This window comes from Streptomyces sp. NPDC060064, from assembly GCF_042736455.1.
In the GTDB taxonomy this organism is placed as follows: domain Bacteria; phylum Actinomycetota; class Actinomycetes; order Streptomycetales; family Streptomycetaceae; genus Streptomyces.
Genome location: NZ_JBHWWF010000009.1, coordinates 1 through 25474, shown reverse-complemented (window position 1 = coordinate 25474; position 25474 = coordinate 1). Strand labels below are relative to the sequence as shown.

Genomic DNA, 25474 nt, shown 5'->3' with positions numbered 1-25474 from the left:
AACTTACGCGGGGCCCTCGCCGGTGGTCTTGTACGTTCTTGCGCGCTCCTTGCGGTACGCCCCGGGCGGGACGCCGACGATCCGGGTGAAGTGCCGGTTCAGATGCGGCTGGTCGGTGAAGCCGACGGCGACGGCCGCCTCGGCGGGCGCTGTGTCTGCCTCCAGGAGATGGCGGGCGCGGCGCACACGCGCGTCGGTGAGCCAGGTGTGCGGCGGCATGCCGTATGCCGCCTTGAAGGCGCGCAGCAGCGCGAAGGGGCTGCTGCCGAGCTCCTTCGCCAGCTGTTCCAGGGAGGGCGGCTCGGCCATCCGCTCCTCGAGGAGCTCCTTCGCGAGGGCGGCGGTGCGGGCGCCGGAGGCCGTGGGCGCACGGGAGGGGAGGGCGCTTCCGTGGCGGCCGAGCAGCCGGGCCACCGCGATGCGCAGCAGGCTGTCGGCGGCCAGTGCGTTGCCTTCCTCCGCCGCCCGGTGCACCCCGCGGATCAGCTGGGCGGTCTTGGGGTCCTCGACGATCGTCTCGGCGAATCCGGGGGTGCCGCGGAGCGTGGTCACGGCCCCGGCGATGTCGGAGACGAGCTCCACGGAGGGGTAGAGGGTGGCGTACGTCCAGCCTTCGGGCACCCCGGCGCGGGCGGCGTGCGGCACCTCCGGGTTGATCATGACGACGGTTCCGGGGCCTGCTTGGATGACTCCCTCCGGCAGGCTCACGTCCTCGAGACCGCCGGTGACCGCGCCGAAGGTGAAGCCCTCGTGGCTGTGGCGCGGGAAGGTGTGCCGAACATATCGGGCACGCAGCAGATCGAGGCCCGGCAGTTCCTCGTACTGCCAGTGCCTCGCCCACTCGTGCGGTATCGGCCGCCCCATGCAGCCATTGTGCTCCGGCCGCCTCATCGCTGACCTGGGGGTCCATGACCTGGACAGCTGATTGTCAGTGGTGCGGTGCACGATAGGGGGCATGGCCAGGTCTGCACTCGACTCCTTCTCTCCCGCGACCCGAAGCTGGTTCACGGGGGCGTTCAGCGCGCCCACCGCCGCACAGGACGGGGCCTGGCAGGCCATCGGGGAGGGCTCGGACGTGCTGGTCGTGGCACCGACGGGCTCCGGCAAGACCCTGGCCGCGTTCCTCGCCGCGCTGGACCGCCTCGCATCCGCGCCGCCGCCCGCGGACGCGAAGATGCGCTGCCGCGTGCTGTACGTATCGCCGCTCAAGGCACTCGCGGTCGACGTCGAGCGCAATCTCCGCAGTCCACTCACCGGGATCCGTCAGGAGTCCGTGCGGCTCGGGCTGCCGGAGCCTGAGGTGCGGGTCGGTATCCGCTCGGGTGACACCCCGCCCGCCGAGCGGCGTTCGATGGCCACCAAGCCGCCGGACATCCTGATCACCACGCCCGAGTCGCTGTTCCTGATGCTCACCTCCTCGGCACGGGACGCGCTGTCGGGGATCGAGACAGTGATCCTCGACGAGGTGCACGCCGTCGCCGGCACGAAGCGGGGCGCGCACCTCGCTGTGTCGCTGGAGCGGCTCGACGAGCTGCTGCCACGCCCGGCCCGGCGGATCGGCCTGTCCGCGACGGTACGGCCGGTGGACGAAGTGGCCCGCTATCTGTCACCGCAGCGCAAGGTGAAGATCGTCCAGCCGCCCTCGGGCAAGGAGTTCGACCTGTCGGTGGTCGTCCCGGTCGAGGATCTGGGCGAGTTGGGCGGCTCCCCCGCGTCCGAGGTCTCGTCGTCCTCATCCGGCAATGGCGAGAAGCCGTCCATCTGGCCGCATGTCGAGGAGCGCATCGCGGATCTCGTCCAGGCACACCGCTCCACGATCGTCTTCGCCAACTCCCGCCGCCTGGCAGAGCGGTTGTGCAACCGCCTCAATGAGATCGCGTACGAACGCGCCACCGGTGAGGCAATGCCCGAAAAGCCACCACCGGCCGAGATCATGGCGCAGTCCGGAGCCGCACAGGGCGCCCCTCCCCTGCTCGCCCGCGCACACCACGGCTCGGTCTCCAAGGAGCAGCGGGCGCTGGTCGAGGAGGACCTGAAGGCGGGCCGGCTGCCGGCCGTTGTGGCCACCTCCAGCCTGGAGCTGGGTATCGACATGGGCGCGGTCGACCTGGTGGTCCAGGTCGAGTCCCCGCCGTCCGTCGCCTCCGGCCTGCAGCGGGTCGGCCGCGCCGGCCACCAGGTGGGCGCGGTCTCCACCGGCGTCGTCTTCCCCAAGTACCGGGGCGATCTGGTGCAGGCGGCCGTGGTCACCGAGCGAATGCGCACCGGCTCCATCGAGGCGCTCCGTGTCCCGTCCAACCCCCTGGACGTACTGGCACAGCAGCTTGTCGCGATGGTCGCCCTCGACACCTGGCAGGTCGACGATCTACTGGCTCTGGTCCGCCGGGCCGCGCCGTTCGCCTCGCTGCCCGAGTCGGCCTTCACCGCCGTCCTCGACATGCTCGCCGGACGCTATCCCTCCGACGCCTTCGCCGAGCTCCGCCCCCGCGTGGTCTGGGACCGCGTCGCGGGCACGGTCACGGGCCGCCCGGGCGCGCAACGACTCGCCGTCACCTCCGGCGGCACCATTCCCGACCGCGGCCTCTTCGGCGTCTTCCTGGCAGGCGCGGACCCGAAGAAGGGCGGCGGCCGGGTCGGCGAGCTCGACGAGGAGATGGTGTACGAGTCCCGGGTGGGCGATGTCTTCACCCTGGGCACCACCTCCTGGCGGATCGAGGACATCACCCGCGACCGGGTGCTCGTCTCACCGGCCCCCGGCGTGCCGGGCCGGCTCCCCTTCTGGAAGGGCGACCAGCTCGGCCGCCCGCTCGAACTGGGCCGCGCGGTGGGCGCGTTCCTCCGCGAGGTCGGCGGCCTGACCCCCGAGGACGCCCGGCTCCGTCTGCTGGCCGCCGGTCTGGACGCCTGGGCAGCCGACAATGTCCTCGGCTATCTCGACGAGCAGCGCCGGGCCTGCGGCCATGTGCCGGACGACCGGACGATCCTGGTCGAGCGTTTCCGCGATGAGCTGGGCGACTGGCGGGTCGTGATCCACTCCCCTTTCGGGGCCCAGGTGCACGCGCCGTGGGCGCTGGCGCTCGGTGCCCGGCTCGCCGAGCGGTACGGCATGGATGCTCAGGTCATGCATGCCGACGACGGCATCGTGCTGCGGCTGCCGGACGCGGATCTGATGGGCCTGGACCTCCTCGACCAGGACCCGGTCCACCTCGACACGACGTTCGACAGCGAGCAGGCACCGGTCGGCGCGGCGGACACCGTCTTCGACAAGGGCGAGATCAATCAGATCGTCACCGACCAGGTGGGCGGCTCCGCGCTCTTCGCCTCCCGGTTCCGCGAGTGCGCCGCGCGTGCGCTGCTGCTCCCCAGGCGCAGCCCCGGCAAGCGCACCCCGCTGTGGCAGCAGCGCCAGCGGGCGGCCCAACTGCTGCAGGTGGCGAGCGAGTTCGGGTCCTTCCCGATCGTCCTCGAGGCGGTCCGCGAATGCCTCCAGGATGTCTTCGACGTCCCCGGCCTCACCGAGCTGATGGGTGATATCGAGTCCCGCCGGGTCCGGCTGGTCGAGGTCACCACCCCGGAGCCCTCTCCCTTCGCACGGTCGCTGCTGTTCGGTTATGTCGCCCAGTTCCTGTACGAGGGGGACTCGCCCCTCGCCGAGCGTCGCGCCGCCGCCCTCTCGCTGGACTCCCGGCTGCTCGCCGAACTCCTCGGCCAGGCCGAGCTGCGGGAGCTGCTCGACGCCGATGTGCTCGCCGAGCTGGAGCGGGAGCTGCAGTGGCTCGCCGAGGACCGCCGGATCAAGGACGAGGAGGGCGTCGCCGATCTGCTGCGGATCCTCGGCCCGCTCACCGATGCCGAGCTGGCCGAGCGCGGCGGCGACCCTCAGTGGCCACAGGATCTGGCGGCGTCGCGCCGGGCCATCCGGGTCCGGATCGCGGGCGCGGACCACTGGGCGGCGGTCGAGGACGCGGGCCGGCTGCGCGACGCGCTGGGCACGGCGCTCCCGGTGGGCGTTCCGGAGGCGTTCACCGAGCCGGTCAAGGACCCGCTGGGCGACCTGCTCGCCCGGTTCGCGCGTACGCACGGCCCGTTCACCTCGACCCAGGCGGCGGCCCGCTTCGGCCTGGGCACGGCCGTCACGGACGGTGCACTGCAGCGCCTCGCGGCGAACGGGCGGGTCGTACAGGGGGAGTTCCACCCTTCCGGCATCGGCCAGGAGTGGTGCGACGCGACCGTGCTGCGCCGGCTGCGCCGCCGCTCGCTGGCAGCCCTGCGCCATGAGCTGGAGCCGGTCCCGCCCGCCGCGCTCGCCACCTTCCTCCCCAAGTGGCAGCACCTGGGCAGCAACAGCCTGCGCGGCATCGACGGACTGGCGCGCGCCATCGAGCAGCTCCAAGGCGCAGCGGTCCCCGCCTCCGCCCTCGAGAAGCTGATCATCCCGTCCCGTGTCTCCGGCTACACCCCTGCCCTTCTCGACGAACTCACCACGACGGGCGAGGTCGTGTGGGCCGGAGCGGGCTCGCTGCCCGGCAAGGACGGCTGGATCTCCCTCTACCTCGCCGACACCGCCCCGCTGCTTCTCCCTCCGCCCCACCCCCTGGAACTCACCGCGCTGCACGAGTCCGTCCTCAGCGCCCTCTCCCCCGGCTACGGGCTGTTCTTCCGCCAGATCACCGACCAGGTCCGGGCCACCACACACCCGGACGCCTCCGATGCCCAACTGGCCGATGTCATCTGGGACCTGGCCTGGTCCGGCCGGCTCACCAACGACACGCTGGCTCCACTGCGTTCGCTGCTCGGATCGGGCCGCACCGCCGGTTCCACGGCCCACCGTGCCAAGCGGACCGTCCCCCGCGGGCGCTACGGCAGCCTGACCGCGGCCGCCCGCCCCGCATCCCGTACGGGACCGCCGACAGTGAGCGGCCGCTGGTCCCTGCTCCCGGCCACCGAGCCCGACCCGACCCACCGGGCACATGCCCTGGCCCGTACGCTCCTCGACCGCCATGGCGTGGTGACCCGGGGCGCGGTGGCGGCCGAGGGCGTGGAAGGAGGCTTCTCCGCGACGTACCGGATCCTCTCGGCGTTCGAGGACAGCGGACAGGCGCGCCGCGGCTATGTCGTGGAGGGGCTCGGCGCGGCCCAGTTCGCGATGGACGGCGCGGTCGACCGCCTCCGTGCGGCGGCCACGGCAAAGGACCGGGCCGATGAGCAGACGGCACCCCGCGCCGTTGTGCTGGCCGCCGCGGATCCCGCCAATGCGTACGGGGCCGCTCTGCCATGGCCCGAGCCGCCGACCGGTGCCGGGCACAAGCCCGGCCGCAAGGCGGGCTCGCTGGTGGTCCTCGTGGACGGCGAGCTCACGCTCTACCTGGAGCGAGGCGGTAAGACCCTGCTGGCCTGGGCGACCGACCCGGACGCCCTCGCCCTCCACGCGGCGTGCGATGCCCTGGCCAATGCCGCTCGCGCGGGCGCGCTCGGCACCATCACGGTGGAGCGGGCCAACGGCACACCGGCGCTGACCTCTCCGCTGGCCCGCGCCCTGGAGACCGCGGGCTTCCACGCCACCCCGAGGGGGCTGCGTCTGCGCCCCTGAGCGCCAAGCCGCTAACCGCCAAGCCCCTGAGCCCCAAGCCGCTGCCCCCCGGACCGCCGTGTCCCGCATCATGGATGCCATGCCCGAAGGAGACACCGTCTGGCTGACCGCCCAGCGCCTGCACACCGCACTCGCCGGGCAGGTCCTGACCCGTTCCGACCTGCGCGTCCCGCGTTTCGCCACTGCCGATCTCACCGGCCGGACCGTCCTGGACGTCACCCCGCGCGGCAAGCACCTCCTGACCCGCGTCGAGGGCGGCCTCACCCTGCACTCGCACCTCCGTATGGACGGCTCCTGGCAGGTGTACGGCTCCGGTGAGCGCTGGCGCGGCGGCCCCACGCACCAGATCCGTGCCATCCTCGGCAACGCCGCACACACCGCCGTCGGCTACCGGCTCCCCGTCCTGGAGCTGCTGCGCACCGCCGACGAGGAGCAGGCGGTGGGACATCTCGGCCCGGACCTGCTGGGCCCGGACTGGGACGCGGACATCGCAGTCTGCAATCTGCTCGCCGACCCGGCCAGGCCCCTCGGCGAGGCGCTGCTCGATCAGCGCAATCTCGCCGGCATCGGCAATGTCTACAAGTCGGAACTCGCGTTCCTGGCCCGCGTGACGCCCTGGCTGCCCGTCGGCGAGCTCCCCGCCGGCATCACGGAGCGGCTCATGATCACGGCTCACCGCCTCCTGGAAGCCAACAAGCACAGCTTCGACCGCCGTACCACGGCGAACACGGCAGCCCCGACCGGCGGCCGCCGCCCCGGTCCCCGCCTCCATGTCTACGGGCGCGAGGGTATGCCCTGTCTGCGCTGCGGCACCCTCATCCGCAAGGCAGACCAGGGCGACGGCAGCCGCGAGCGCCCCACCTACTGGTGCCCTCGCTGCCAAACAGGACCCACTAGTTGACGACCCGTCAGATCCGGTCGTACCTTCCCCGCATGGCCCTCAAGGCGTACGACCTCACCGGCCGCACCGCGTTCGTCACCGGCGCGGCCAGCGGCATCGGCCGCGCCTCCGCCGTCCTCCTCGCCGAGGCGGGAGCCACCGTCCACTGCGCCGACCTCGACGAAAAGGGCCTCCACGAGACCCGGACCCTGATCGCCGACGCGGGTGGGGCCGCACACACCCACACCCTCGACGTCACCGACCGCGCCCGGCTCAGGGCCGCGATCGCGAGCGCGGACCGGCTCGATGTCATGGCGGCCATCGCCGGCATCATGCACAGCAGCACGGTCCTGGAGACGAGGGACGAGGATCTCGACCGTGTCCTCGCGGTCAACTTCAAAGGGATTCTGTACGCATGCCAGGAGTCGGCCCGCGCCATGATCGCCGCGGGCACGCACGGCTCCATCGTCACCATGGCCTCGGGCGCCGTCGACGCCGCGAATGCCGGTCTGCTCTGCTACAGCGTGGCCAAAGCGGCGGTGGTGCAGCTCACCAAGACCCTCGCAACCGAGCTCGGGCCACACTCCATCCGCGTCAACGCCGTCGCCCCCGGCTGGATCCGCACTCCCATGACCGACCGCCACGACGAGGCGCTCCAGCTCAAGGCCGAGGCGACCATGGTCCGGATGTCCCCGCTGCGCCGAGTCGGCGAGCCGCAGGACATCGCCCATACGGTCCTTCATCTGGCGTCCGACGCATCGTCCTTCACGACGGGCCAGATTCTCCGCCCGAACGGCGGCGTGGCGATGCCCTGGTGATCTCGCGGGAAGCCGTCACATGCACCGGCAGCAGACTCAGCCCCCACCCGCCCGCCGCCATCGCACCCTCGACAAGCCCCGCCTGCTGCGGTATGAGCACCAGCCGCAGCACGGCCCACCACCACAGCCCGCCGACCACGAGCCCGAGAGCGACCACCGGCACGAGGACCACCCCGCGTACTGCCATGGCTGCCTCCTCCGGCCCACGCCAGCCCGGCGCGATCACCCGGCGGGAGGGCGCACGGATGGACAACCCGGCGCGCGGAGCGCTGGTCCCCTCACTTCCCATCACTCCAGAGTGCGACGACAAGCCGAAGTCCGCAGTGCCTGGAGGGCGTTTGCCGCCGCGCCCCCGGCGCGGCCGCCGAGGCCGACCCCGACCGCCCGGCCAGGGCGCATACGCCTACGCGCTCTCCGCCTGGAACATCCACGCGTGCTTCTCCAGGTCCGCCGTGAGCCCGATCAGAATGTCCTGGGTCACCGGATCCGGGTCCGCCGTCGCCACGATCCGCTCCCGCATCCGCCCGATCACCGCGCCCAGCGCGTCCACCAGGACCTGTACGGCGTCCGTGTCCTTGACCCATCCCTCAGGCACCGCGCCGATCGCGCTCTGCGCCGCCACCGTCGCGGCCCGCCCGTCCGGCGGCACCCCGATCGCCGACGCCCGCTCGGCCACCGTGTCGGAGTGCAGCCGGGCCGTAGCCACGACCTCGTCGAGCTGCAGATGGATAGACCTGAAGCGTGGGCCGACCACATTCCAGTGGACCTGCTTCGCCACCAGCGAGAGATCCACCAGGTCCACGAGCGCTCCACGCAGCGCGTTGCCGACCGTCTTGAGGTCCACCTCTGACAGAGGGCTCTTCACGACAGACATCCATGTCCTCCACTCGGTACACAGCTACTGGCTCCGCAGACACCATCCACGATGACACAAACACCCAAAAACGGGCATCCGGAGAAAGCGAAAGCCCCGACCAGCACTCGAGTACCAGTCGGGGCCCAGCTGTAAACCAAGCCGTACGGATTCAGGCGGCGACGACGTCGACCGCCTCCGCAGGCGCCTTGATGGTCACCCGCTCCGTCGGCACACCCGCCACCGACGTCACGGAGACGGAATTGAGCATCGGGCGTACTGGCGCAGGCACCGGTTCGCTCGCCGCTGCCGACTCGGCCAGTTCGGCCAGTGACAGCTCGTCGCTCACTTCGCGCATGAGCTCGGACATCCGTACGTCAAGCGCGTCGCAGATCGCGGAGAGCAGCTCGGAGGAAGCCTCCTTCTGCCCCCGTTCCACCTCGGAGAGATAGCCGAGCGATACTCGGGCGGACGAGGAGACTTCGCGCAGAGTACGGCCCTGGCGCTGGCGCTGCCGACGCAGCACGTCACCCAGCAGGCGACGGAGCAGAATCATCGGTGGCTCCCTCCTCGGACCGCGTAGCCGCATCCTTCACGCCCCACCGTACCGCCTCGTGCCGCGGCCGTGCGGGGAGCGATGTCGTGTTCACTCAGGGCTGCAAACATCAAGTCCCCCCGTTCTGTTCCGTATCCTGTGTCCGCGCATTTTCGTGCAGTTCGCCGGAGAGCAGCTCGAGCACGCTCCGTACACACTCTCTACGGATTTCCGCCCTGTCACCGTTCAACCGCAGTGCGGCGACTTTCGCCATGCCATTCGGCCCAGCAACGGCCACATAGACCGTCCCGACGGGCTGTCCGTCCTGTGGATCCGGCCCCGCTACACCCGTGGTCGCGATCCCCCAGCCGGCACCCAGCACCTCCCGTACACCGGCCGCCATCTGCCGTGCGACCTCGGGATCCACCGCGCCGCGCTCCGCCAGGAGGGCCCCGTCGACCCGCAGAACTTCCCTCTTGAGAGTGGTTGCGTACGCCGTGACAGAGCCACGGAAGGACTTCGAGGCACCCGGTACGGAGGTGAGCTCGGCGGCCACCAGGCCGCCGGTCAGCGACTCGGCGACGGCCAGCGTCTCGCCACGCTCCGCGAGCAGAGTCAGCACCCGAGCCGCCGTCTTCACCGTGCGTCCCGCGCTTCCTCCGCCGCCGCGTCCCCTGCGGCCACGCGCTCCGCGGCGAGCCCCCGGCGCCTCAGCACAATCGCCTGTCGCACATAGTCGAGGCCGGTGACCACCGTCAGCAGGACGGCGAGCGCCATCACCCAGAAGCGCAGCGTGGCCAGCGGCCCGGTCAGCGCGAGGACGTACATCCCCACCGCCGTGCCCTGCGCGAGCGTCTTCATCTTGCCGCCGCGGCTGGCCGGAATGATCCCGTGCCGGATCACCCAGAACCGCATCAGCGTGATCCCGAGCTCACGGAAGAGAATGACGCCGGTCACCCACCACGGCAGATCCCCGAGCGCCGACAGGCAGATCAGCCCGGCGGCCATGATCGCCTTGTCGGCGATCGGATCGGCGATCTTCCCGAAGTCGGTGACCAGGTTGTACGTACGTGCCAGATGGCCGTCGAAGATGTCGGTGATCATGGCGACGGCGAACGCCGCCCACGCCCAGGCACGCCAGGCCGGGTCATAGCCGCCGTCCTGCAGCATCAGCATGACGAAGCCGGGCACGAGCACCAGCCGCACCATGGTGAGGATGTTGGCGATGTTCCACAGGCTGGCCTGATTGACGGCCGCAGCGCCCAGCTTGCCGCCGGGCGCCGGCCTACCGGTGCCGCCCGCGGATGCCGGCACTCCGGTCATCTGCCCGCCTCCTCGTCAAGACACTCGGCCACCAGGTCGACGCCTTCCGTACCCATGACCTTCGCCTCGACCATACGGCCGGGGACAAGCCCGCGGCTCGTGGTGAAGATCACCTGACCGTCCGTCTCCGGCGCCTGGTGCGCAGCGCGGCCCACCGCACCGTCCTCGCCGTCCACCGACTCGACCAGCACTTCGAGGCTCTCGCCGAGCCGCTCCTCGGCGCGCTGGGCGGTCAGCTCCTCCGCGAGCCGGGAGAGGTGCTCGAGCCGCTCCGCGATGACGTCGGCGTCGATCTTGTTGTCGTACGAGACGGCTTCGGTGCCGTCCTCGTCGGAGTAGCCGAAGACGCCGATGGCATCGAGCCGCGCCCCGGTGAGGAAGCGTTCCAGCTCGGCGAAGTCCGCCTCGGTCTCGCCGGGGAAGCCGACGATGAAGTTGGACCGCACACCCGCCTGCGGAGCCTTGCCGCGGACGGTCTCCAGCAGCTCCAGGAACCGCTCGGTGTCACCGAAGCGCCGCATCGCGCGCAGCACGCCCGGCGCCGAGTGCTGGAAGGAGAGGTCGAAGTACGGCGCGATCTTCGGCGTCGAGGTGAGGACGTCGATCAGTCCGGGCCGCATCTCGGCGGGCTGCAGATAACTGACCCGCACCCGCTCGATCCCGTCCACCTCGGAAAGCTCCGGAAGCAGGGTCTCCAGCAGACGGATGTCGCCGAGGTCCTTGCCGTACGAGGTGTTGTTCTCCGAGACCAGCATGATCTCCTTGACGCCCTGCTCGGCCAGCCAGCGCGTCTCGCCGAGCACATCGCTGGGCCGGCGCGAGATGAAGGAGCCGCGGAAGGACGGGATGGCGCAGAAGGAGCAGCGCCGGTCGCAGCCGGACGCAAGCTTCACCGAGGCGACGGGGCTGGTGCCCAGGCGGCGCCGGAGCGGCGCACGCGGCCCGGACACCGGAGCGACACCTTCGGGAAGGTCCTCGGGGGCCGGCGCGACCTCACCGTGCCCGGGCAGCGCCACATCGGTGGCGTCCTGCCGCTCGACCGGGCTCAGCGGAAGCAGCTTCCGCCGGTCGCGCGGGGTGTGGGAGGCGTGGATTCCGCCATTGAGGATGGTCTGCAGTCGGTCGGAGATATCGGCGTAGTCGTCGAAGCCGAGCACTCCGTCCGCCTCGGGCAGCGCCTCGGCGAGCTCCTTGCCGTACCGCTCGGCCATGCAGCCGACGGCGACCACGGCCTGGGTCTTGCCGTGGTCCTTCAGATCGTTGGCTTCCAGCAGGGCGTCGACGGAGTCCTTTTTGGCGGCCTCGACGAATCCGCAGGTGTTGACGACTGCGACATCCGCGTCGGAGGCTTCCTCGACGAGCTCCCAGCCGTCCGCTGCCAAGCGGCCTGCGAGCTCCTCCGAGTCCACCTCGTTACGGGCGCAGCCGAGAGTGACAAGGGCGACGGTACGGCGTTCGGGCATGGGCTCAAGACTACTTTGTCCTGACCCACGCCCTGGCCCCGAGGGCTGTCGGCCCTCCGCACGCCTCCAGGGGTGCCCTCCAGCAGCGGCCTGCTAGCCGACCTCGGGGTCGCCCTTCGTGTACGACAGCCGCTCGACCTGACCGGTCTCGAACTGGTCCTCGACCTTCTTGCCGTTCACGAACAGCTCGATCGCCCCGGCGTTCCCGAGGATGAGATCGACCCGCTCGTCGTCCTGGAAGGTCTTGGACTCGCCCTTGAGCAGCGTCCCGTCGAAGAGCAGCTTGCCGTTGTGCGACTTGGCGGAGATCCAGCTCTTGTCGTCCAGGACGGAGAGCTTCACCGTCACCTTGTCCTTCGGCACCGCCGCGATGGCACTGTCCGAGGGGTCGGGCTTGGGGTCGGCGGGCTTGCTCGTGGACGGCCGCGGCGGGCTGGGCTTCTGCTCGGGCGCCGGGCCCTCCGCGACGTGATTGCCCTTGCTGCCGTTGTCGGCGCCGTTGAAGAGCGTGAAGGCGACAAAGCCGATCACGGCGACGATCGCGGCGACCATGGCCGCGGTCCAGTTGGGGCGGCGCCGTTCCGGGCGGATGCGTTCGGCCTCGAAGAGCGGCGCGGCAGGCGTCGGCGCAGGCCGTCCGCCGTGCTCCGCGTCGTACTGCGCGACGAGCGGATCGGGGTCGAGTCCGACGGCACGCGCCAGCGAGCGGATATGCCCGCGGGCGTAGACATCGCCGCCGCAGCGGGAGAAGTCGTCCTCTTCGATCCCGTGCACGATGGGAATGCGCACCCGGGTGGAGGTCGTGACCTCGTCAACGGTCAGACCCGCGTCGATGCGGGCCTGCTGGAGCGCTCGACCGATCGAAGGCCGGTCGTCGTCGGTCGAAGGCCGGTCGTCTTCGATTGAAGGCCGGTCGTCTTCGGGGGAGTTGCCGATGGACACGGGGGCGCCTTTCGAGCGTGTAACCACCTGCTGGAGGTTCAGTCTATGGGTGGTACGAAAGGGTGGGGCAACCGGGCGGAGGGACTTTGTACGCCATCAGAATGGCCGGACATCCGTGATGGTGGGACATCTGTCTGTCCCTCCCTCCAACTTGACGTACGAGTGGGGGAAACGGTTGCTCTCCGGACCCTTAAGAATCTAAGAGTCAGACTCCCCGCGTATGACGGCGAGCACTCCATCCAGTTCGTCCGGTTTCACCAGAACATCGCGTGCCTTCGAGCCCTCGCTCGGCCCGACGATGTTCCGTGACTCCATTAGATCCATCAGTCTGCCCGCCTTCGCGAAGCCGACACGCAGCTTCCGCTGGAGCATTGAGGTCGACCCGAACTGGGTGGATACGACCAGCTCGGCGGCCTGGCAGAGCAGATCGAGGTCGTCGCCGATGTCCTCGTCGATCTCCTTCTTCTGCTTCGTCCCGACCACCACGTCCTCGCGGAAGACCGGCGCCATCTGATCCTTGCAGTGCTGCACCACCGCCGCGACTTCGTCCTCGGTCACGAAGGCGCCCTGCATACGGGTGGGCTTGTTGGCACCCATCGGGAGGAAGAGCCCGTCGCCCTTGCCGATCAGCTTCTCCGCGCCCGGCTGGTCCAGGATGACCCGGCTGTCGGCGAGCGAGGAGGTCGCGAAGGCGAGTCGCGAGGGCACATTCGCCTTGATCAGACCGGTGACGACATCGACCGACGGCCGCTGGGTCGCCAGTACCAGATGGATGCCGGCCGCGCGCGCCAGCTGGGTGATACGGACAATGGCGTCCTCGACATCGCGCGGCGCGACCATCATCAGATCCGCGAGCTCGTCGACGATCACCAGCAGATACGGGTACGGGGTGAGCTCGCGCTCACTGCCCTCCGGCGGTTTGACCTTGCCGTTCCTGATGGCCTGGTTGAAGTCGTCGATGTGCCGGTAGCCGTACGCCGCGAGGTCGTCGTAGCGCAGATCCATCTCTCGTACCACCCACTGCAGGGCCTCCGCGGCCCGCTTGGGGTTGGTGATGATCGGCGTGATCAGGTGCGGAATGCCCTCGTACGCGGTGAGCTCGACCCGCTTGGGGTCGACGAGCACCATCCGTACGTCCTCCGGCGTCGCCCGCACCATCACCGAGGTGATCAGGCAGTTGATGCAGGACGACTTTCCGGAGCCGGTCGCGCCCGCGACCAGCATGTGCGGCATCTTCGCGAGGTTGGCCATCACATAGCCGCCCTCGACGTCCTTGCCGAGCGCGACCAGCATCGGGTGCTCGTCCCCTGCGGCGTCCGCGAGACGCAGTACGTCGCCGAGGTTGACCATCTCGCGGTCGGAGTTCGGGATCTCGATGCCGACCGCGGACTTGCCGGGGATCGGGGAGATGATCCGTACGTCCGGGCTGGCGACGGCGTACGCGATGTTCTTGGTGAGCGCGGTGATCCGCTCGACCTTCACGGCCGGGCCCAGCTCCACCTCGTACCGGGTGACCGTCGGGCCGCGGGTGAAGCCGGTGACCGCCGCGTCGACCTTGAACTCCATGAAGACATTGCTGAGCGAGGCGACGACCGCGTCATTGGCGGCGCTGCGCGTCTTGCCGGGGCCACCCCGCTCCAGCAGGTCGAGGGAGGGCAGCGCGTAGGTGATGTCGCCGGCGAGCTGCAGCTGCTCGGCGCGCGGCGGCAGGGGGTGGGACTCGTCGGGCGCGGGCTTGGTCAGGTCCGGAACGGACGACTTCGACCCGCGTTCCCGCTGCTCGCGCTCCTTCGGCTCCGGCTGTTCGGGCTCACGCGCGTTCGGTACGGGGGTGGCGGCCCGCTGTCGTTCGGCGGTGACATCCCGGGTGAGATCGGCGACGAGCGGCGAGGGCGGCATGCCGTTCAGTACGGCCCCGTCGAGTGCCGCGGCCGCCGCCGCGGCCACGTCCACGGCGTCCATCGGACGGTTCAGGGCAGGCTGCACAGAGGCCCTGCGCGGCCGCCGGCGTTTGGCGAACGCCTCCTCCTCCGCATGGTCCGCGTCGAACTCCGCCGACTCCTCGCTCCGGCGCGCGGACGAGCGGCGCCTACGGGCGGGCACGGCATCGCGCCACTGATCCTCGTACCGCTCGTCGTCGTCCGTGGCCTCAGCCCCGGCGTCGTACGGCGGTTCGGTGATACCCAGCCTGGAGCCGAGCAGCCGCAGCCGCTGCGGAATGGCGTTGACGGGCGTCGCGGTGACCACGAGCAGACCGAAGAGCGTGAGCAGCACGAGCAGCGGTACGGCCAGTACCTCGCCCATGGTGAAGATCAGCGGCTTGGAGGCGGCCCAGCCGATCAGCCCGCCCGCGTCCTGCATCGCCTCGGTGCCGTCCTCGCGGCCCGGTGAGCCGCAGGCGATATGGACCTGGCCGAGGACGCCGATGACAAGTGCGGACAGTCCGATGACGATCCGGCCGTTGGCCTCGGGCTTCTCGGGATAGAGGATCAGGCGCACGGCGATGGCGGTCAGCAGTATCGGCACGAGCAGATCGAGCCGGCCGAAGGCGCCGGTCACCAGCATCTCGACGAGGTCGCCGACCGGACCGCTCAGATTGGACCAGGTGCCGGCGGCGACGATCAGCGCCAGACCGAGGAGCAGCAGCGCCAGACCGTCCTTGCGGTGCGCCGGGTCGAGTCCTTTCGCGCCGCGCCCTATGCCGCGGAACATCGCCCCCACCGCGTGTGCGAGGCCGAGCCAGAGAGCGCGCGCGAGCCGGTACACGCCGCCCGTGGGGGACGGTGCCGGCTTCGGCGCAGCAGCTTTCCTGGCCGCTGCCTTTTTGGCGGGAGCCTTCTTCGCGGGCGCGCTCTTCTTCGCGGCGGACTTCTTGGCGGGCGCCGCCTTCTTCGCGGCGCCGGTCGTACGGCCGGCGCGCGGCTTCGCGGTGCCCGCCGCGCCCTGGGAACCCTTGCCGGACGTACGTGAGGCCATGGTGGTGAGGTTACCGGTGTCGACGGCAGGGGACACGTGTGCCCACTGCTTCACCCGTTCGTGTCGCCCGGATGGAGGCGCGAAGCTGACGCCCCTTCAAGCGTGGGGCAGCCGTTCAGTTCTGCGAGGGGAGTGTCGGCGCGCCGCCGCCGGTGCCGGGCTCCAGCGCGTCCAGCGCCCGGCGCAGACCGGTCAGTTTGCGTTCGAGATGGGCCGCGGTTGCGACGGCCGCGGCGTCCGCCGAGTCGTCGTCGAGCTGTTTGGACAGCGCTTCCGCCTGCTCCTCAACTGCCGCAAGCCGTGCGGAAAGCTCAGCGAGGAGGCCTGCCGGCTCCTTGGTGTCGCCCGGACTCGCCTGGCCGCCGCCCTCCAGCTGCAGCCGCAGCAGGGCGGCCTGCTCACGCAGTTGGCAGTTCTTCATATAGAGCTCGACGAAGACCGAGACCTTCGCCCGCAGCACCCACGGGTCGAACGGCTTGGAGATGTAGTCGACCGCGCCCGCGGCATAACCCCGGAAGGTGTGGTGCGGGCCGTGGTTGATCGCGGTGAGAAAGATGATCGGGATGTCCCGGGTCCGCTCGCGCCGCTTGATGTGCGCGGCCGTCTCGAATCCGTCCATGCCCGGCATCTGGACATCCAGCAGAATGACCGCAAAGTCGTCCGTCAGCAGCGCTTTGAGCGCTTCCTCCCCTGACGATGCCCGCACCAGTGTCTGATCGAGCGCAGAGAGGATGGCCTCCAGCGCCAGCAGATTCTCCGGCCGGTCATCGACCAGGAGGATCTTGGCCTTCTGCACCATGGCCCGCCCTCCTCGCCCCGGATGTGCACCGGGCGCCGCCCCAGGGGACGACTCCCTTGCGTCGCCCGTCCTTGTGCCGGTCATGGTAGCCGCACCCCGCCTGTCGCCACACCCTGTCACCGCGATGTCACTGTGCACGTAGCAGAAACGCAGCGGGAGACCAGAAGGTTCCCCGAATACCGCCGTCTCACACGCCTTCGGCCACAGTCAGTCAGCAACTCGCCGGGAATCGTGCGGTCATCGATCACTCCCCGCGCATCCACTGCTCCATCACCGAGAGCAAATGGTCGGGATCCACCGGCTTGGTGACATAGTCGGAAGCACCCGACTCGATGGCCTTCTCCCGGTCGCCCTTCATCGCCTTCGCGGTGAGCGCGATGATCGGCAGACCGGCGAACTGCGGCATCCTGCGGATCGCCGTCGTCGTCGCGTACCCGTCCATCTCCGGCATCATGATGTCCATCAGTACGACCGTCACATCGTCATGCTGCTCCAGCACTTCGATGCCCTCGCGGCCGTTCTCCGCGTACAGCACCGACAGCCCGTGCTGCTCCAGCACGCTGGTGAGCGCGAAGACATTGCGGATGTCGTCATCGACGATCAGCACCTTCTCGCCGTCGAAGGTGAAGGTCCGCCGCGGATCCGGAGTCTCCTGGCTGCCGTTCGCTGCCCACTGCTCCTGACCCGCCGCGGGCCCACCCGGCTGGCCGGGCAGCGCCGACCGCTGGTCCACGGCGCCCAGCGCCTTGCGGCGGCGCCGGAACAGCGCCGCCGGGCCGGCATGGGCGTCGGCGGACGCGACCGGCTGCGCCTGCCGGCCCAAGTCCTCCACACCGTCGTCGGCGGCGCCCTGCGGGGCGACGGCGCCGGGGGCGAGCTGAGGGTAACCCTGCGGCGGCAGTTCGCTCGGGTGAAGGGGCAGATAAAGGGTGAACGTCGAGCCGCGGCCCGGTTCGCTCGCCGCATGGATCTCGCCGCCGAGCAGCCGCGCGATCTCCCGGCTGATCGACAGACCCAGGCCCGTACCCCCGTACTTACGGCTCGTCGTGCCGTCGGCCTGCTTGAACGCCTCGAAGATCACGCGCATCTTGCCGGCCGCGATGCCGATACCGGTGTCGGTGACCGAGAAAGCGATCAGATCGCCGTCCGCGTCCCGTAGCGAACCGGCCTCCAGCAGCTGTTCGCGGATCGACTGCGGCACATCCGCGCTGGCCGGCCGGATCACCAGCTCCACCGCGCCACTGTCGGTGAACTTCACCGCGTTGGACAGGAGGTTGCGCAGCACCTGCAGCAGCCGCTGCTCGTCGGTATGCAGCGTCGCCGGCAGCTCCGGCGACACCCGTACGGAGAAGTCGAGACCCTTCTCCGCGGTCAACGGCCGGAACGTCGCCTCCACATAGTCGACAAGCTGCACCAACGCGATACGGGTCGGGCTGACGTCCATCTTGCCCGCCTCGACCTTCGACAGATCGAGGATGTCGTTGATCAGCTGCAGCAGATCGGAGCCCGCGCCATGGATCGTCTCGGCGAACTCCACCTGCTTCGGCGAGAGGTTGCCCTCGGCGTTGTCCGCGAGCAACTTGGCAAGGATCAGAAGGGAGTTGAGCGGCGTACGCAGCTCGTGCGACATGTTCGCCAGGAACTCCGACTTGTAGCGCATCGAGACCGCGAGCTGCTCGGCGCGCTCCTCCAGCACCTGCCTGGCCTCTTCGATCTCGGTGTTCTTCACCTCGATGTCACGGTTCTGCTGCGCCAGCAGCTCGGCCTTCTCCTCCAGCTCGGCGTTGGAGGCCTGCAGTGCCTTCTGCCGGTTCTCCAGCTCCGCGGAGCGCTCACGCAGCTGCTCGGTCAGCTCCTGTGACTGCTTGAGCAGCACCTCGGTCTTCGTATTGACGCTGATGGTGTTGACGCTTGTCGCGATCATCTCGGCGATCTGATTCAGGAAGTCCCGCTGGATCTGCGTGAAGGGCTGGAACGACGCCAGCTCGATCACACCGAGGACCTTCCCCTCGAACAGCACCGGCAGCACGATCACATACGCCGGCGAGGCCTCACCGAGCCCCGAGGAGATCCTCAGATAGCCCGGCGGCACATTGACCTGGATGGTCCGCTTCTCCTCGGCGGCGGTGCCGATGAGGGTCTCGCCCGGCCGGAACGACGTGGGCATCAGACCCGCGGAGTAGCCGTAACTGCCGCGCATGCACAGCTCGTACGACATCTCCCCGGCGACCGACACATCCGCGCCGCTGCCCGTCGCCATCGCCAGGAAGAACGCGCCGTGCTGCGCCGAGACGACCGGCGTGAGCTCGCTCATGATCAGCGAAGCCACGTCGTCCAGGTCGCGCCTGCCCTGCATCAGACCCGAGATACGGGCCAGGTTGCCCTTGAGCCAGTCCTGTTCCTCATTGGCGAGGGTGGTGTCGCGGAGGTTCGCGATCATCGTGTTGATGTTGTCCTGCAGAACCTGGATCTCGCCCGCCGCGTCCACATCGATCTTGAGGTTCAGATCGCCGCGGGTCACCGCGGTCGCGACGGCCGCGATCGCTCGCACCTGGCGGGTGAGGTTCCCGGCCATCTCGTTCACCGATTCGGTGAGGTCGCGCCAGGTGCCGTCGACGTCCCGCACCCGCGCCTGACCGCCGAGCTGCCCGTCCGTACCCACCTCACGGGCCACCCGGGTGACCTCCTCGGCGAACGAGGACAGCTGGTCGACCATGGTGTTGATGGTGGTCTTCAGCTCGAGGATCTCGCCCCGCGCATCGATGTCGATCTTCCTGGTGAGGTCGCCCTTGGCGATGGCGGTGGTGACCGTGGCGATCTGCCGCACCTGGCCGGTCAGATTGGACGCCATCGAGTTCACGGACTCGGTGAGGTCCCTCCAGGTTCCGGAGACGCCCGGCACATGGGCCTGGCCGCCCAGTTCGCCCTCGGTGCCCACCTCGCGGGCCACCCGGGTCACCTCGTCGGCGAACGACGACAGCGTCGTCACCATGGTGTTGACGGTGTCGGCGAGCTCGGCGACCTCGCCGCTCGCCTCGACCGTCACCTTCTTCGTCAGATCACCGTTGGCGACCGCCGCAGAGACCCGCGAAATGTTCCGCACCTGATTGGTCAGGTTGTTGGCCATCAGGTTGACGTTGTCGCTGAGGTCCTTCCAGATGCCGGTGACACCTCGCACCCGCGCCTGACCGCCCAGCACACCTTCCGTACCCACCTCACGGGCGACCCTGGTCACCTCGTCGGCGAAGTCCAGCAGCTGGTCGACCATCGTATTGACCGTCGTCACCAGCTCGAGGATCTCGCCCTTGGCATCGACGGTGATCTTCTTCGACAGGTCGCCCTTGGCCACCGCGGTGGTCACCTCGGCGATATTGCGCACCTGCGAAGTCAGGTTGTTGGCCATGAAGTTGACGGACTGCGTGAGGTCCTTCCAGGTGCCGGAGACACCCTGCACCTCGGCCTGGCCGCCGAGGATGCCCTCGGTGCCCACCTCGCGGGCCACCCGGGTCACCTGCTCCGCGAAGTTCGACAGCTGGTCCACCATCGTGTTGAGGGTGTTCTTCAGCTCCAGGATCTCGCCGCGCGCATCCACGTCGATCTTCTGCGACAGATCACCGCGGGCCACGGCGGTGGCGACCTGCGCGATGTTACGGACCTGGCCGGTGAGGTTCTCGGCCATACCGTTCACGGAGTCGGTCAGATCGCGCCACACACCGGCGACGCCAGGCACCTGCGCCTGGCCGCCGAGTCGGCCGTCCGTGCCCACCTCGCGGGCCACCCGGGTCACCTGCTCGGCGAACGCGGAGAGCTGGTCGACCATCGTGTTGATGGTGTTCTTCAGCTCCAGGATCTCGCCACGCGCATCCACGTCGATCTTCTGCGACAGATCACCGCGGGCCACGGCAGTCGTCACCTGGGCGATCTGCCGCACCTGCGAAGTCAGGTTCCCCGCCATGAAGTTGACGGAGTCGGTGAGTTCCTTCCACGTACCACTGACGCCGTCGACGCGCGCCTGACCGCCGAGGCGGCCCTCCGTACCCACGTCCCGCGCCATCCGCGTGACCTGATCGGCGAACGAGGACAGCTGCGCCACCATCGTGTTGACGGTGTTCTTCAGCTCGAGCATCTCGCCCGCGACATCGACCGTGACCTTCTGCGACAGATCACCATTGGCGACCGCCGTCGTCACCTGCGCGATGTCCCGCACCTGGCCGGTGAGGTTGCGGAACGCGGTGTTCACCGAGTCGGTGAGGTCCTTCCACGTCCCCGCCGCACCCGGCACCTCGGCCTGCCCGCCCAGCCGGCCCTCGACGCCGACCTCCCGGGCCACCCGCGTCACCTGGGAACCGAAGGACTGCAGCTGGTCCACCATCGTGTTGACGGTGTTCTTCAGCTCGAGCATCTCGCCCGCGACATCGACCGTGACCTTCTGCGACAGATCACCGTTCGCCACCGCCGTCGTCACCTGCGCGATGTCCCGCACCTGAGTGGTCAGATTGCGGAAGACGGTGTTCACCGAGTCGGTCAGGTCCTTCCAGGTCCCGGCGGCGCCCGGCACCTGCGCCTGCCCGCCGAGCAGGCCCTCGGCCCCGACCTCGCTCGCCACCCGGGTGACCTCGTCCGCGAACGTACGCAGCGTCTCGGTCATCTGGTTGATCGTCTCGGCGAGTTGAGCCACCTCACCGCGCGCGCTGACCGTGACCTTCTGCGACAGATCGCCGTTGGCGACCGCCGTGGTCACCTCGGCGATACCGCGCACCTGGGAGGTGAGGTTTCCAGCCATCGTGTTCACCGAATCGGTGAGGTCTTTCCACACGCCTGCCACACCGGGCACCGCCGCCTGGCCACCGAGCTCGCCCTCCGTGCCGACCTCGCGGGCAACCCGGGTCACCTCGGAGGAGAAGGAGGACAGCTGGTCGACCATCGTGTTGACGGTGTTCTTCAGCTGAAGCATCTCGCCGGCCACATGGACGGTGACCTTGCGCGACAGATCGCCCTTGGCCACCGCCGTGGTGACGAGAGCAATGTCACGCACCTGTGCGGTCAACCGGTACGCCATGGTGTTGACCGAATCCGTGAGATCCTTCCACGAACCGGACATTCCACGCACCTGGGCCTGGCCGCCGAGTTTGCCCTCGGTACCGACCTCCAGCGCCACCCGCGTCACCTCGTCGGTGAACGCCGACAGCTGGTCGACCAGGTTGTTGACGGTCCGCGCGACCTTCAGGAACTCACCGCGCAGCGGCCGTAGCGACCCGTCGGACCCGTCCGCCCTGTCCACGGCGTGCGAGCGCAGCTCCATACGCTGCTCCAGGTCGCCCTCAGCGACCGCCGAGAGCACCCGCCCCACTTCGGACACCGGCCGCGCCAGATCGTCCACCAGGGCGTTGGAGGCGTCGATCGCGGCCGCCCAGGAGCCCTCGCAGGCCCCCGTCTCCAGCCGCTCGGTCAGCTTCCCCTCGCGCCCGACCATCCTGCGTACACGCGCGAGCTCACCCGTGAGGTGGAGGTTGCGGTCGGCGACCTCGTTGAATACCGCCGCGATTTCGGACATAACGCCGTCGCCGGACACGGTCAGGCGCCTGCGGAAGTTCCCGTCCCGCATCGACACCAAAGCCGCCAGCAGCCTGTTCAGGGCTGCCGCGTCCACTTCGGTTGTCCCATTGTTCCGGGCCCGTCCGCTTTTCGCGCGCGTGTTTTTGCCACGCGCCGCCACGCCAGACTCCACCGTGTCCCTCCCGCAGGGGTTGACCGTACTGCCCGGGCTGTCTCAGGAAGCCTGCCCAGTGTTTCACCATGGCCGAACCAGGCCATAACAGTTCGGCAGCTTCGCATAGCGTCCCCGCCCTCGGTGGGCGGAAACAGCGGTAACCGGCATCCGCTCGGACAGCGAAGGTAAGTAACCTGGCATCCGGCTGTCCACCCGCTCCGGTCCGCCCGGCGGGGGCGGGGTGGCGCAAGTACTACCACCGGGCACCGGGAGGGGCAGGCCGATCATGGCAGAGCCGGGCGTCGAGACGCGTACGAGGAGTTCTGTGATCACCGCGCGGGCGGCTGCCAGCTTCGACCCTGTGGGACGGTCCGTCGCGACCGCCCGCGCCTTTGTGCGCGACACCCTCCAGGGGTGGGGGTATGCCGACGTCGTCGATGATGCGGTCGTCCTCACCAGCGAGCTCGTCACCAATGCCGTCGTGCACGCCGGCACCTCGGCCGACGTTCTCTGTCTGCGTACGGAGGACGGCGTACGGGTCGAAGTCGCCGACCGCTATCCCGAACGCGAAATCCCGATCCAGGGCACCGGTCTGTCACTCGGCAGCCCCGACCGCGAGAACGGCCGGGGACTCCTTCTGTGCGCCGCCCTCGCCTCCCGCTGGGGCGTCGAGTACACCCCCACCTACAAACAGGTGTGGTTCCAACTCGATCTCCCCCAGCGTCCGGTGGGCACCCGCTCCGCCGGCCCGGTCATGCCCACCGCCCTGCTCCCGGTGGCCGACGAACGCGTACGCGTCGCCGTCACCCAGATCGACCGCAGCGGTTCGATCTCCGTCTGGAACGAGGACGCCCAGCACCTCTTCGGATACGCCGCCGAGCAGGTCATCGGCAAGCCGCTGACCGACTTCGCCGCCTGGCCGCACACCCCCGGCATCGGCACCGGCATCGTCGAGGCGCTCCAACTCTCCCGCTGGGAAGGCAGTTACGGCATCCGCGGCACCGACGGCCGCGTCGTCCCCGTCTACGCCTCCCACCTTCGGGTACGGGACACCAACGGAGAGCCCTCCACGGTCTGCCTTCTCGTACGCGACGACGAACGCGCCGTCATCCAGACCCCGCAGCGCGCCCCCGTCACCGAAACGGGCAGCGAGAGCCACGCCACCGACCCCTTCGAGGTCTTCATCGGCTCTCCCGCCCCCGATGATCTCGACGGCCTACTCCAGCGCACCGTCGAGCGCGCCCGCGACATGCTCGACGGCGACGCCGCCTTTCTGCTGCTGGCCACCGACGACGAGACCGAGCTGGAAGTACGTGCCACCACCGGCCTCCCCTCGGCTCGCCAGCGCTTCGCCCGTGTCCCGGTCGAAGCCGGCACCGGCCGCTACGGCTCAGCCAGAATGCCCGCCGTCCACGAGGACCTCACCGCCGTCCCCGGCGCCGTCCCGCTGCTCAACTCCACCGGGATGCGCTCGGTCGTCACCGTCCCGCTGAAGGTCGAGGGCCGCCTCACCGGCTCCCTCGGCGTCGCCGCCGAATCCGCGGGCCGCTACTCCAACGAGGAGGCCCTGCGCCTCCAGTTCGCGGCCGACCGCATCGCCCTGGCCGTCGAATCGGCCCGCCTGGGCGAGCTGGAGCGCCTGCGCCGCGGCTCGCTCTCCTTCCTCGTCGAGGCTTCCGACCTGCTCGCCGGAACACTCGACCGCGACCAAACCCTGGCGCTGATGGCCCAGATGACGGTCCCCACCCTCGCCACCTGGTGCGCCGTCTACACGATCGCCGACCAGGCTTCGGAGCCGTATCTCAGCTACGTACTCCACGAGGACGAGGACCGCATCGACGGCCTCAAGGCCCTCCTGTCCAAAATCGACCCGCCCGACCCGGTCCCCACCCCAGGAGCCCGCGTCTGGACCGCTCCGGCCGACGCCGCCCAACAGGCGGCCCTGCGCACCTCCAAGCGCGAACTCGGCCTGGGCTCCACTTCGCCGGTCTCCTCCGGCATCGGCACCACACGCGCCACGGCCGCAGCCGTCGGCGGCGAGACGGTCGTCCTGCCGCTCGTCGCCCGCAACCGTGTCATCGGCATGCTGGTCCTCGGCAAGCCCTCCGACGACCATTTCCGCCAGGAGATCCTGGAACTCGCCGAGGACCTCTCCCGGCGAGCGGCCCTCGCCCTCGACAATGCCCGGCTGTACTCCGAGCGCACAGCCATCAGCCAGGCCCTGCAGCGCAGCCTGCTGCCGCCGGGGCTGCCCCAGATCCCCGGCGTCGAGGTCGAGGTCATCTACCGCGCGGCCGGCGAAGGCAACGAGGTCGGCGGCGACTTCTACGACCTCTTCCCCATCCGTGACGGCGCGTACGGCTTCGCCATCGGCGACGTGTGCGGTACGGGCCCGGAAGCCGCGGCTGTGACCGGCCTCGCGCGCCACGCACTGCGCCTGCTCGCCCGCGAGGGCTTCGGCGGCCCCGCAGTCCTCGAACGCCTCAACGCGGCGATCCTCGACGAAGGCGCTCGCAGCCGCTTCCTCACGCTCCTGTACGGGGAGTTGTGGCCGCAGGAGGACGGCAGCGCGGTCCTCAAGGTCGTCTGCGCCGGCCACCCGCTGCCGCTGCGTCTGCGTCAGGACGGCAGCGTGGAACCGGCAGCGGAGCCGCAGCCCCTCCTGGGCGTCATGGACGACCTGGAGCTGTACGAGCAGATGGTGACCCTCGACCCCGGCGACGTCCTGCTCTGTGTCACGGACGGCGTCACCGAACGCCGCGAGGGCACCCGCATGCTGGGCGACGACGGTCTGATCGACGTCCTCACGACCTGCACCGGCCTGACGGCGGGAGCGGTCGCCACCCGCGTCCTGCGCGCGGTGGAGCGCTTCGCGGCCGAACCCGCCTCCGACGACATGGCCATCCTCGCGATGCGTATCCCGGAGCCGCACACAGCCTGAACACGAAGAAGGCCCCCGCCACTTGGCGGGGGCCTTCTTCCTTGCCGAGCCCCAATACGGAATCGAACCGTAGACCTTCTCCTTACCATGGAGACGCTCTACCGACTGAGCTATTGGGGCCTGCTGCCCTGCGGCAACGAGGTAGATCATACCCCGAACACCCGGCTGCTCAGAACCATCCACACCACCCACTCCGCTGGGCCGGCCGTTTCCCTGCTGCCACGGTTCCTGCCACCCGTGCACCCTTGCGGACCGGTCCGAGCACACCCAGGATCGCCGACGCACCGGTCCTACTCTCCCCGGAAGTGGTCCTGAACGCAGAAAAGCCCCGCACCATAATGGTGCGGGGCTTTCCCACAATGATTGTTCGGCGGTGTCCTACTCTCCCACAGGGTCCCCCCTGCAGTACCATCGGCGCTGAAAGGCTTAGCTTCCGGGTTCGGAATGTAACCGGGCGTTTCCCTAACGCTATGACCACCGAAACTCTATGAAGATGTACGACCCGGAATCCCCACAGAGGGGGACTCGACAGTTCGTTGCTTCAGAACTAACACAGTGGACGCGAGCAACTGAGGACAAGCCCTCGGCCTATTAGTACCAGTCAGCTTCACCGGTTGCCCGGCTTCCACATCTGGCCTATCAAC

Annotated in this window: 15 protein-coding genes, 1 tRNA gene and 1 rRNA gene; 4 read left to right on the top strand and 13 right to left on the bottom strand. The window is 69.5% G+C overall.

Annotation, left to right across the window (positions count from 1 at the left end; genetic code table 11):
* Positions 1-3 precede the first annotated feature (3 nt).
* Positions 4-864 carry an AraC family transcriptional regulator gene (locus ACFWDI_RS13430; protein ID WP_327326448.1) on the bottom strand — a complete coding sequence of 287 codons (861 nt, stop codon included), beginning with the start codon at positions 862-864 and terminating at the stop codon, positions 4-6.
* A 91-nt stretch (positions 865-955) separates the two neighbouring features.
* On the opposite strand from ACFWDI_RS13430, the gene ACFWDI_RS13425 reads away from it, so the two are divergent.
* The 3 genes from ACFWDI_RS13425 (at position 956) to ACFWDI_RS13415 (ending at position 7288) form a co-directional block, all read left to right on the top strand.
* On the top strand, positions 956-5590 hold the full coding sequence (locus ACFWDI_RS13425) for an ATP-dependent helicase (protein ID WP_385303610.1): 4635 nt from the start codon (positions 956-958) through the stop codon (positions 5588-5590).
* A 79-nt stretch (positions 5591-5669) separates the two neighbouring features.
* Positions 5670-6491, top strand: coding sequence for an Fpg/Nei family DNA glycosylase (locus tag ACFWDI_RS13420; RefSeq protein ID WP_385303608.1), 822 nt, complete (start codon positions 5670-5672; stop codon positions 6489-6491).
* A 32-nt stretch (positions 6492-6523) separates the two neighbouring features.
* On the top strand, positions 6524-7288 hold the full coding sequence (locus ACFWDI_RS13415) for an SDR family NAD(P)-dependent oxidoreductase (RefSeq protein ID WP_385303606.1): 765 nt from the start codon (positions 6524-6526) through the stop codon (positions 7286-7288).
* Here the strand turns inward: ACFWDI_RS13415 and ACFWDI_RS13410 are convergent.
* The 10 genes from ACFWDI_RS13410 to ACFWDI_RS13365 all read right to left on the bottom strand — a co-directional run bounded on the left by ACFWDI_RS13410 (position 7236) and on the right by ACFWDI_RS13365 (position 21907).
* On the bottom strand, positions 7236-7475 hold the full coding sequence (locus ACFWDI_RS13410) for a hypothetical protein (RefSeq protein ID WP_327326444.1): 240 nt from the start codon (positions 7473-7475) through the stop codon (positions 7236-7238). The genes ACFWDI_RS13415 and ACFWDI_RS13410 overlap by 53 nt on opposite strands.
* 216 nt (positions 7476-7691) lie before the next feature.
* On the bottom strand, positions 7692-8162 hold the full coding sequence (locus tag ACFWDI_RS13405) for a DNA starvation/stationary phase protection protein (protein ID WP_362689000.1): 471 nt from the start codon (positions 8160-8162) through the stop codon (positions 7692-7694).
* Between the two features lie 151 nt (positions 8163-8313).
* A complete protein-coding gene (locus ACFWDI_RS13400) occupies positions 8314-8697 on the bottom strand; it encodes a helix-turn-helix domain-containing protein (protein ID WP_019889909.1) in 384 nt (127 codons plus the stop codon).
* Positions 8698-8806: 109 nt separating this feature from the next.
* Positions 8807-9316: a CinA family protein gene (locus ACFWDI_RS13395; protein ID WP_385303605.1), complete on the bottom strand. Its 510-nt coding sequence runs from the start codon at positions 9314-9316 to the stop codon at positions 8807-8809.
* Positions 9313-9999 (bottom strand): CDP-diacylglycerol--glycerol-3-phosphate 3-phosphatidyltransferase, encoded by a 687-nt coding sequence (pgsA, locus tag ACFWDI_RS13390; protein ID WP_385303603.1) that lies wholly within the window; start codon positions 9997-9999, stop codon positions 9313-9315. Before pgsA ends, ACFWDI_RS13395 begins: the two co-directional genes overlap by 4 nt.
* Positions 9996-11462 carry a 30S ribosomal protein S12 methylthiotransferase RimO gene (rimO, locus tag ACFWDI_RS13385; protein ID WP_385303600.1) on the bottom strand — a complete coding sequence of 489 codons (1467 nt, stop codon included), beginning with the start codon at positions 11460-11462 and terminating at the stop codon, positions 9996-9998. The genes pgsA and rimO overlap by 4 nt, the downstream gene beginning before the upstream one ends.
* A gap of 93 nt (positions 11463-11555) precedes the next feature.
* Entirely contained in the window at positions 11556-12404 is an 849-nt protein-coding gene (locus ACFWDI_RS13380; RefSeq protein WP_385303598.1) for a helix-turn-helix domain-containing protein, read from the bottom strand.
* A gap of 198 nt (positions 12405-12602) precedes the next feature.
* Positions 12603-15380 carry a DNA translocase FtsK gene (locus tag ACFWDI_RS13375; protein ID WP_385303597.1) on the bottom strand — a complete coding sequence of 926 codons (2778 nt, stop codon included), beginning with the start codon at positions 15378-15380 and terminating at the stop codon, positions 12603-12605.
* Positions 15381-15495: 115 nt separating this feature from the next.
* The gene (locus tag ACFWDI_RS13370) at positions 15496-16179 is read right to left on the bottom strand and encodes a response regulator (RefSeq protein ID WP_327326436.1); all 684 of its coding nucleotides are present in this window, start codon (positions 16177-16179) and stop codon (positions 15496-15498) included.
* Positions 16180-16423: 244 nt separating this feature from the next.
* Complete coding sequence (locus ACFWDI_RS13365; protein ID WP_385303595.1) at positions 16424-21907, bottom strand: HAMP domain-containing protein; 5484 nt, start codon at positions 21905-21907, stop codon at positions 16424-16426.
* Between the two features lie 268 nt (positions 21908-22175).
* Here ACFWDI_RS13365 and ACFWDI_RS13360 point away from each other — a divergent pair, with 268 nt between their 5' ends.
* Entirely contained in the window at positions 22176-24830 is a 2655-nt protein-coding gene (locus ACFWDI_RS13360; protein WP_385303593.1) for a SpoIIE family protein phosphatase, read from the top strand.
* A 47-nt stretch (positions 24831-24877) separates the two neighbouring features.
* On the opposite strand, the gene ACFWDI_RS13355 is transcribed toward ACFWDI_RS13360, so the two are convergent.
* Both ACFWDI_RS13355 and rrf read right to left on the bottom strand, forming a co-directional pair.
* Positions 24878-24950, bottom strand: a tRNA-Thr gene (locus ACFWDI_RS13355).
* Positions 24951-25195: 245 nt separating this feature from the next.
* Positions 25196-25312: ribosomal RNA gene (gene rrf, locus ACFWDI_RS13350) — 5S ribosomal RNA — on the bottom strand.
* Positions 25313-25474: the final 162 nt, after the last annotated feature.

What these genes read in the sequence shown, in the direction of transcription:
- ACFWDI_RS13430 (WP_327326448.1), bottom strand. Translation starts at nt 864, where the DNA reads ATGGGGCGGCCGATACCGCACGAGTGGGCGAGGCACTGGCAGTACGAG.
- ACFWDI_RS13425 (WP_385303610.1), top strand. Translation starts at nt 956, where the DNA reads ATGGCCAGGTCTGCACTCGACTCCTTCTCTCCCGCGACCCGAAGCTGG.
- ACFWDI_RS13420 (WP_385303608.1), top strand. Translation starts at nt 5,670, where the DNA reads ATGCCCGAAGGAGACACCGTCTGGCTGACCGCCCAGCGCCTGCACACC.
- ACFWDI_RS13415 (WP_385303606.1), top strand. Translation starts at nt 6,524, where the DNA reads ATGGCCCTCAAGGCGTACGACCTCACCGGCCGCACCGCGTTCGTCACC.
- ACFWDI_RS13410 (WP_327326444.1), bottom strand. Translation starts at nt 7,475, where the DNA reads ATGGCAGTACGCGGGGTGGTCCTCGTGCCGGTGGTCGCTCTCGGGCTC.
- ACFWDI_RS13405 (WP_362689000.1), bottom strand. Translation starts at nt 8,162, where the DNA reads ATGTCTGTCGTGAAGAGCCCTCTGTCAGAGGTGGACCTCAAGACGGTC.
- ACFWDI_RS13400 (WP_019889909.1), bottom strand. Translation starts at nt 8,697, where the DNA reads ATGATTCTGCTCCGTCGCCTGCTGGGTGACGTGCTGCGTCGGCAGCGC.
- pgsA (WP_385303603.1), bottom strand. Translation starts at nt 9,999, where the DNA reads ATGACCGGAGTGCCGGCATCCGCGGGCGGCACCGGTAGGCCGGCGCCC.
- rimO (WP_385303600.1), bottom strand. Translation starts at nt 11,462, where the DNA reads ATGCCCGAACGCCGTACCGTCGCCCTTGTCACTCTCGGCTGCGCCCGT.
- ACFWDI_RS13375 (WP_385303597.1), bottom strand. Translation starts at nt 15,380, where the DNA reads ATGGCCTCACGTACGTCCGGCAAGGGTTCCCAGGGCGCGGCGGGCACC.
- ACFWDI_RS13370 (WP_327326436.1), bottom strand. Translation starts at nt 16,179, where the DNA reads ATGGTGCAGAAGGCCAAGATCCTCCTGGTCGATGACCGGCCGGAGAAT.
- ACFWDI_RS13360 (WP_385303593.1), top strand. Translation starts at nt 22,176, where the DNA reads ATGGCAGAGCCGGGCGTCGAGACGCGTACGAGGAGTTCTGTGATCACC.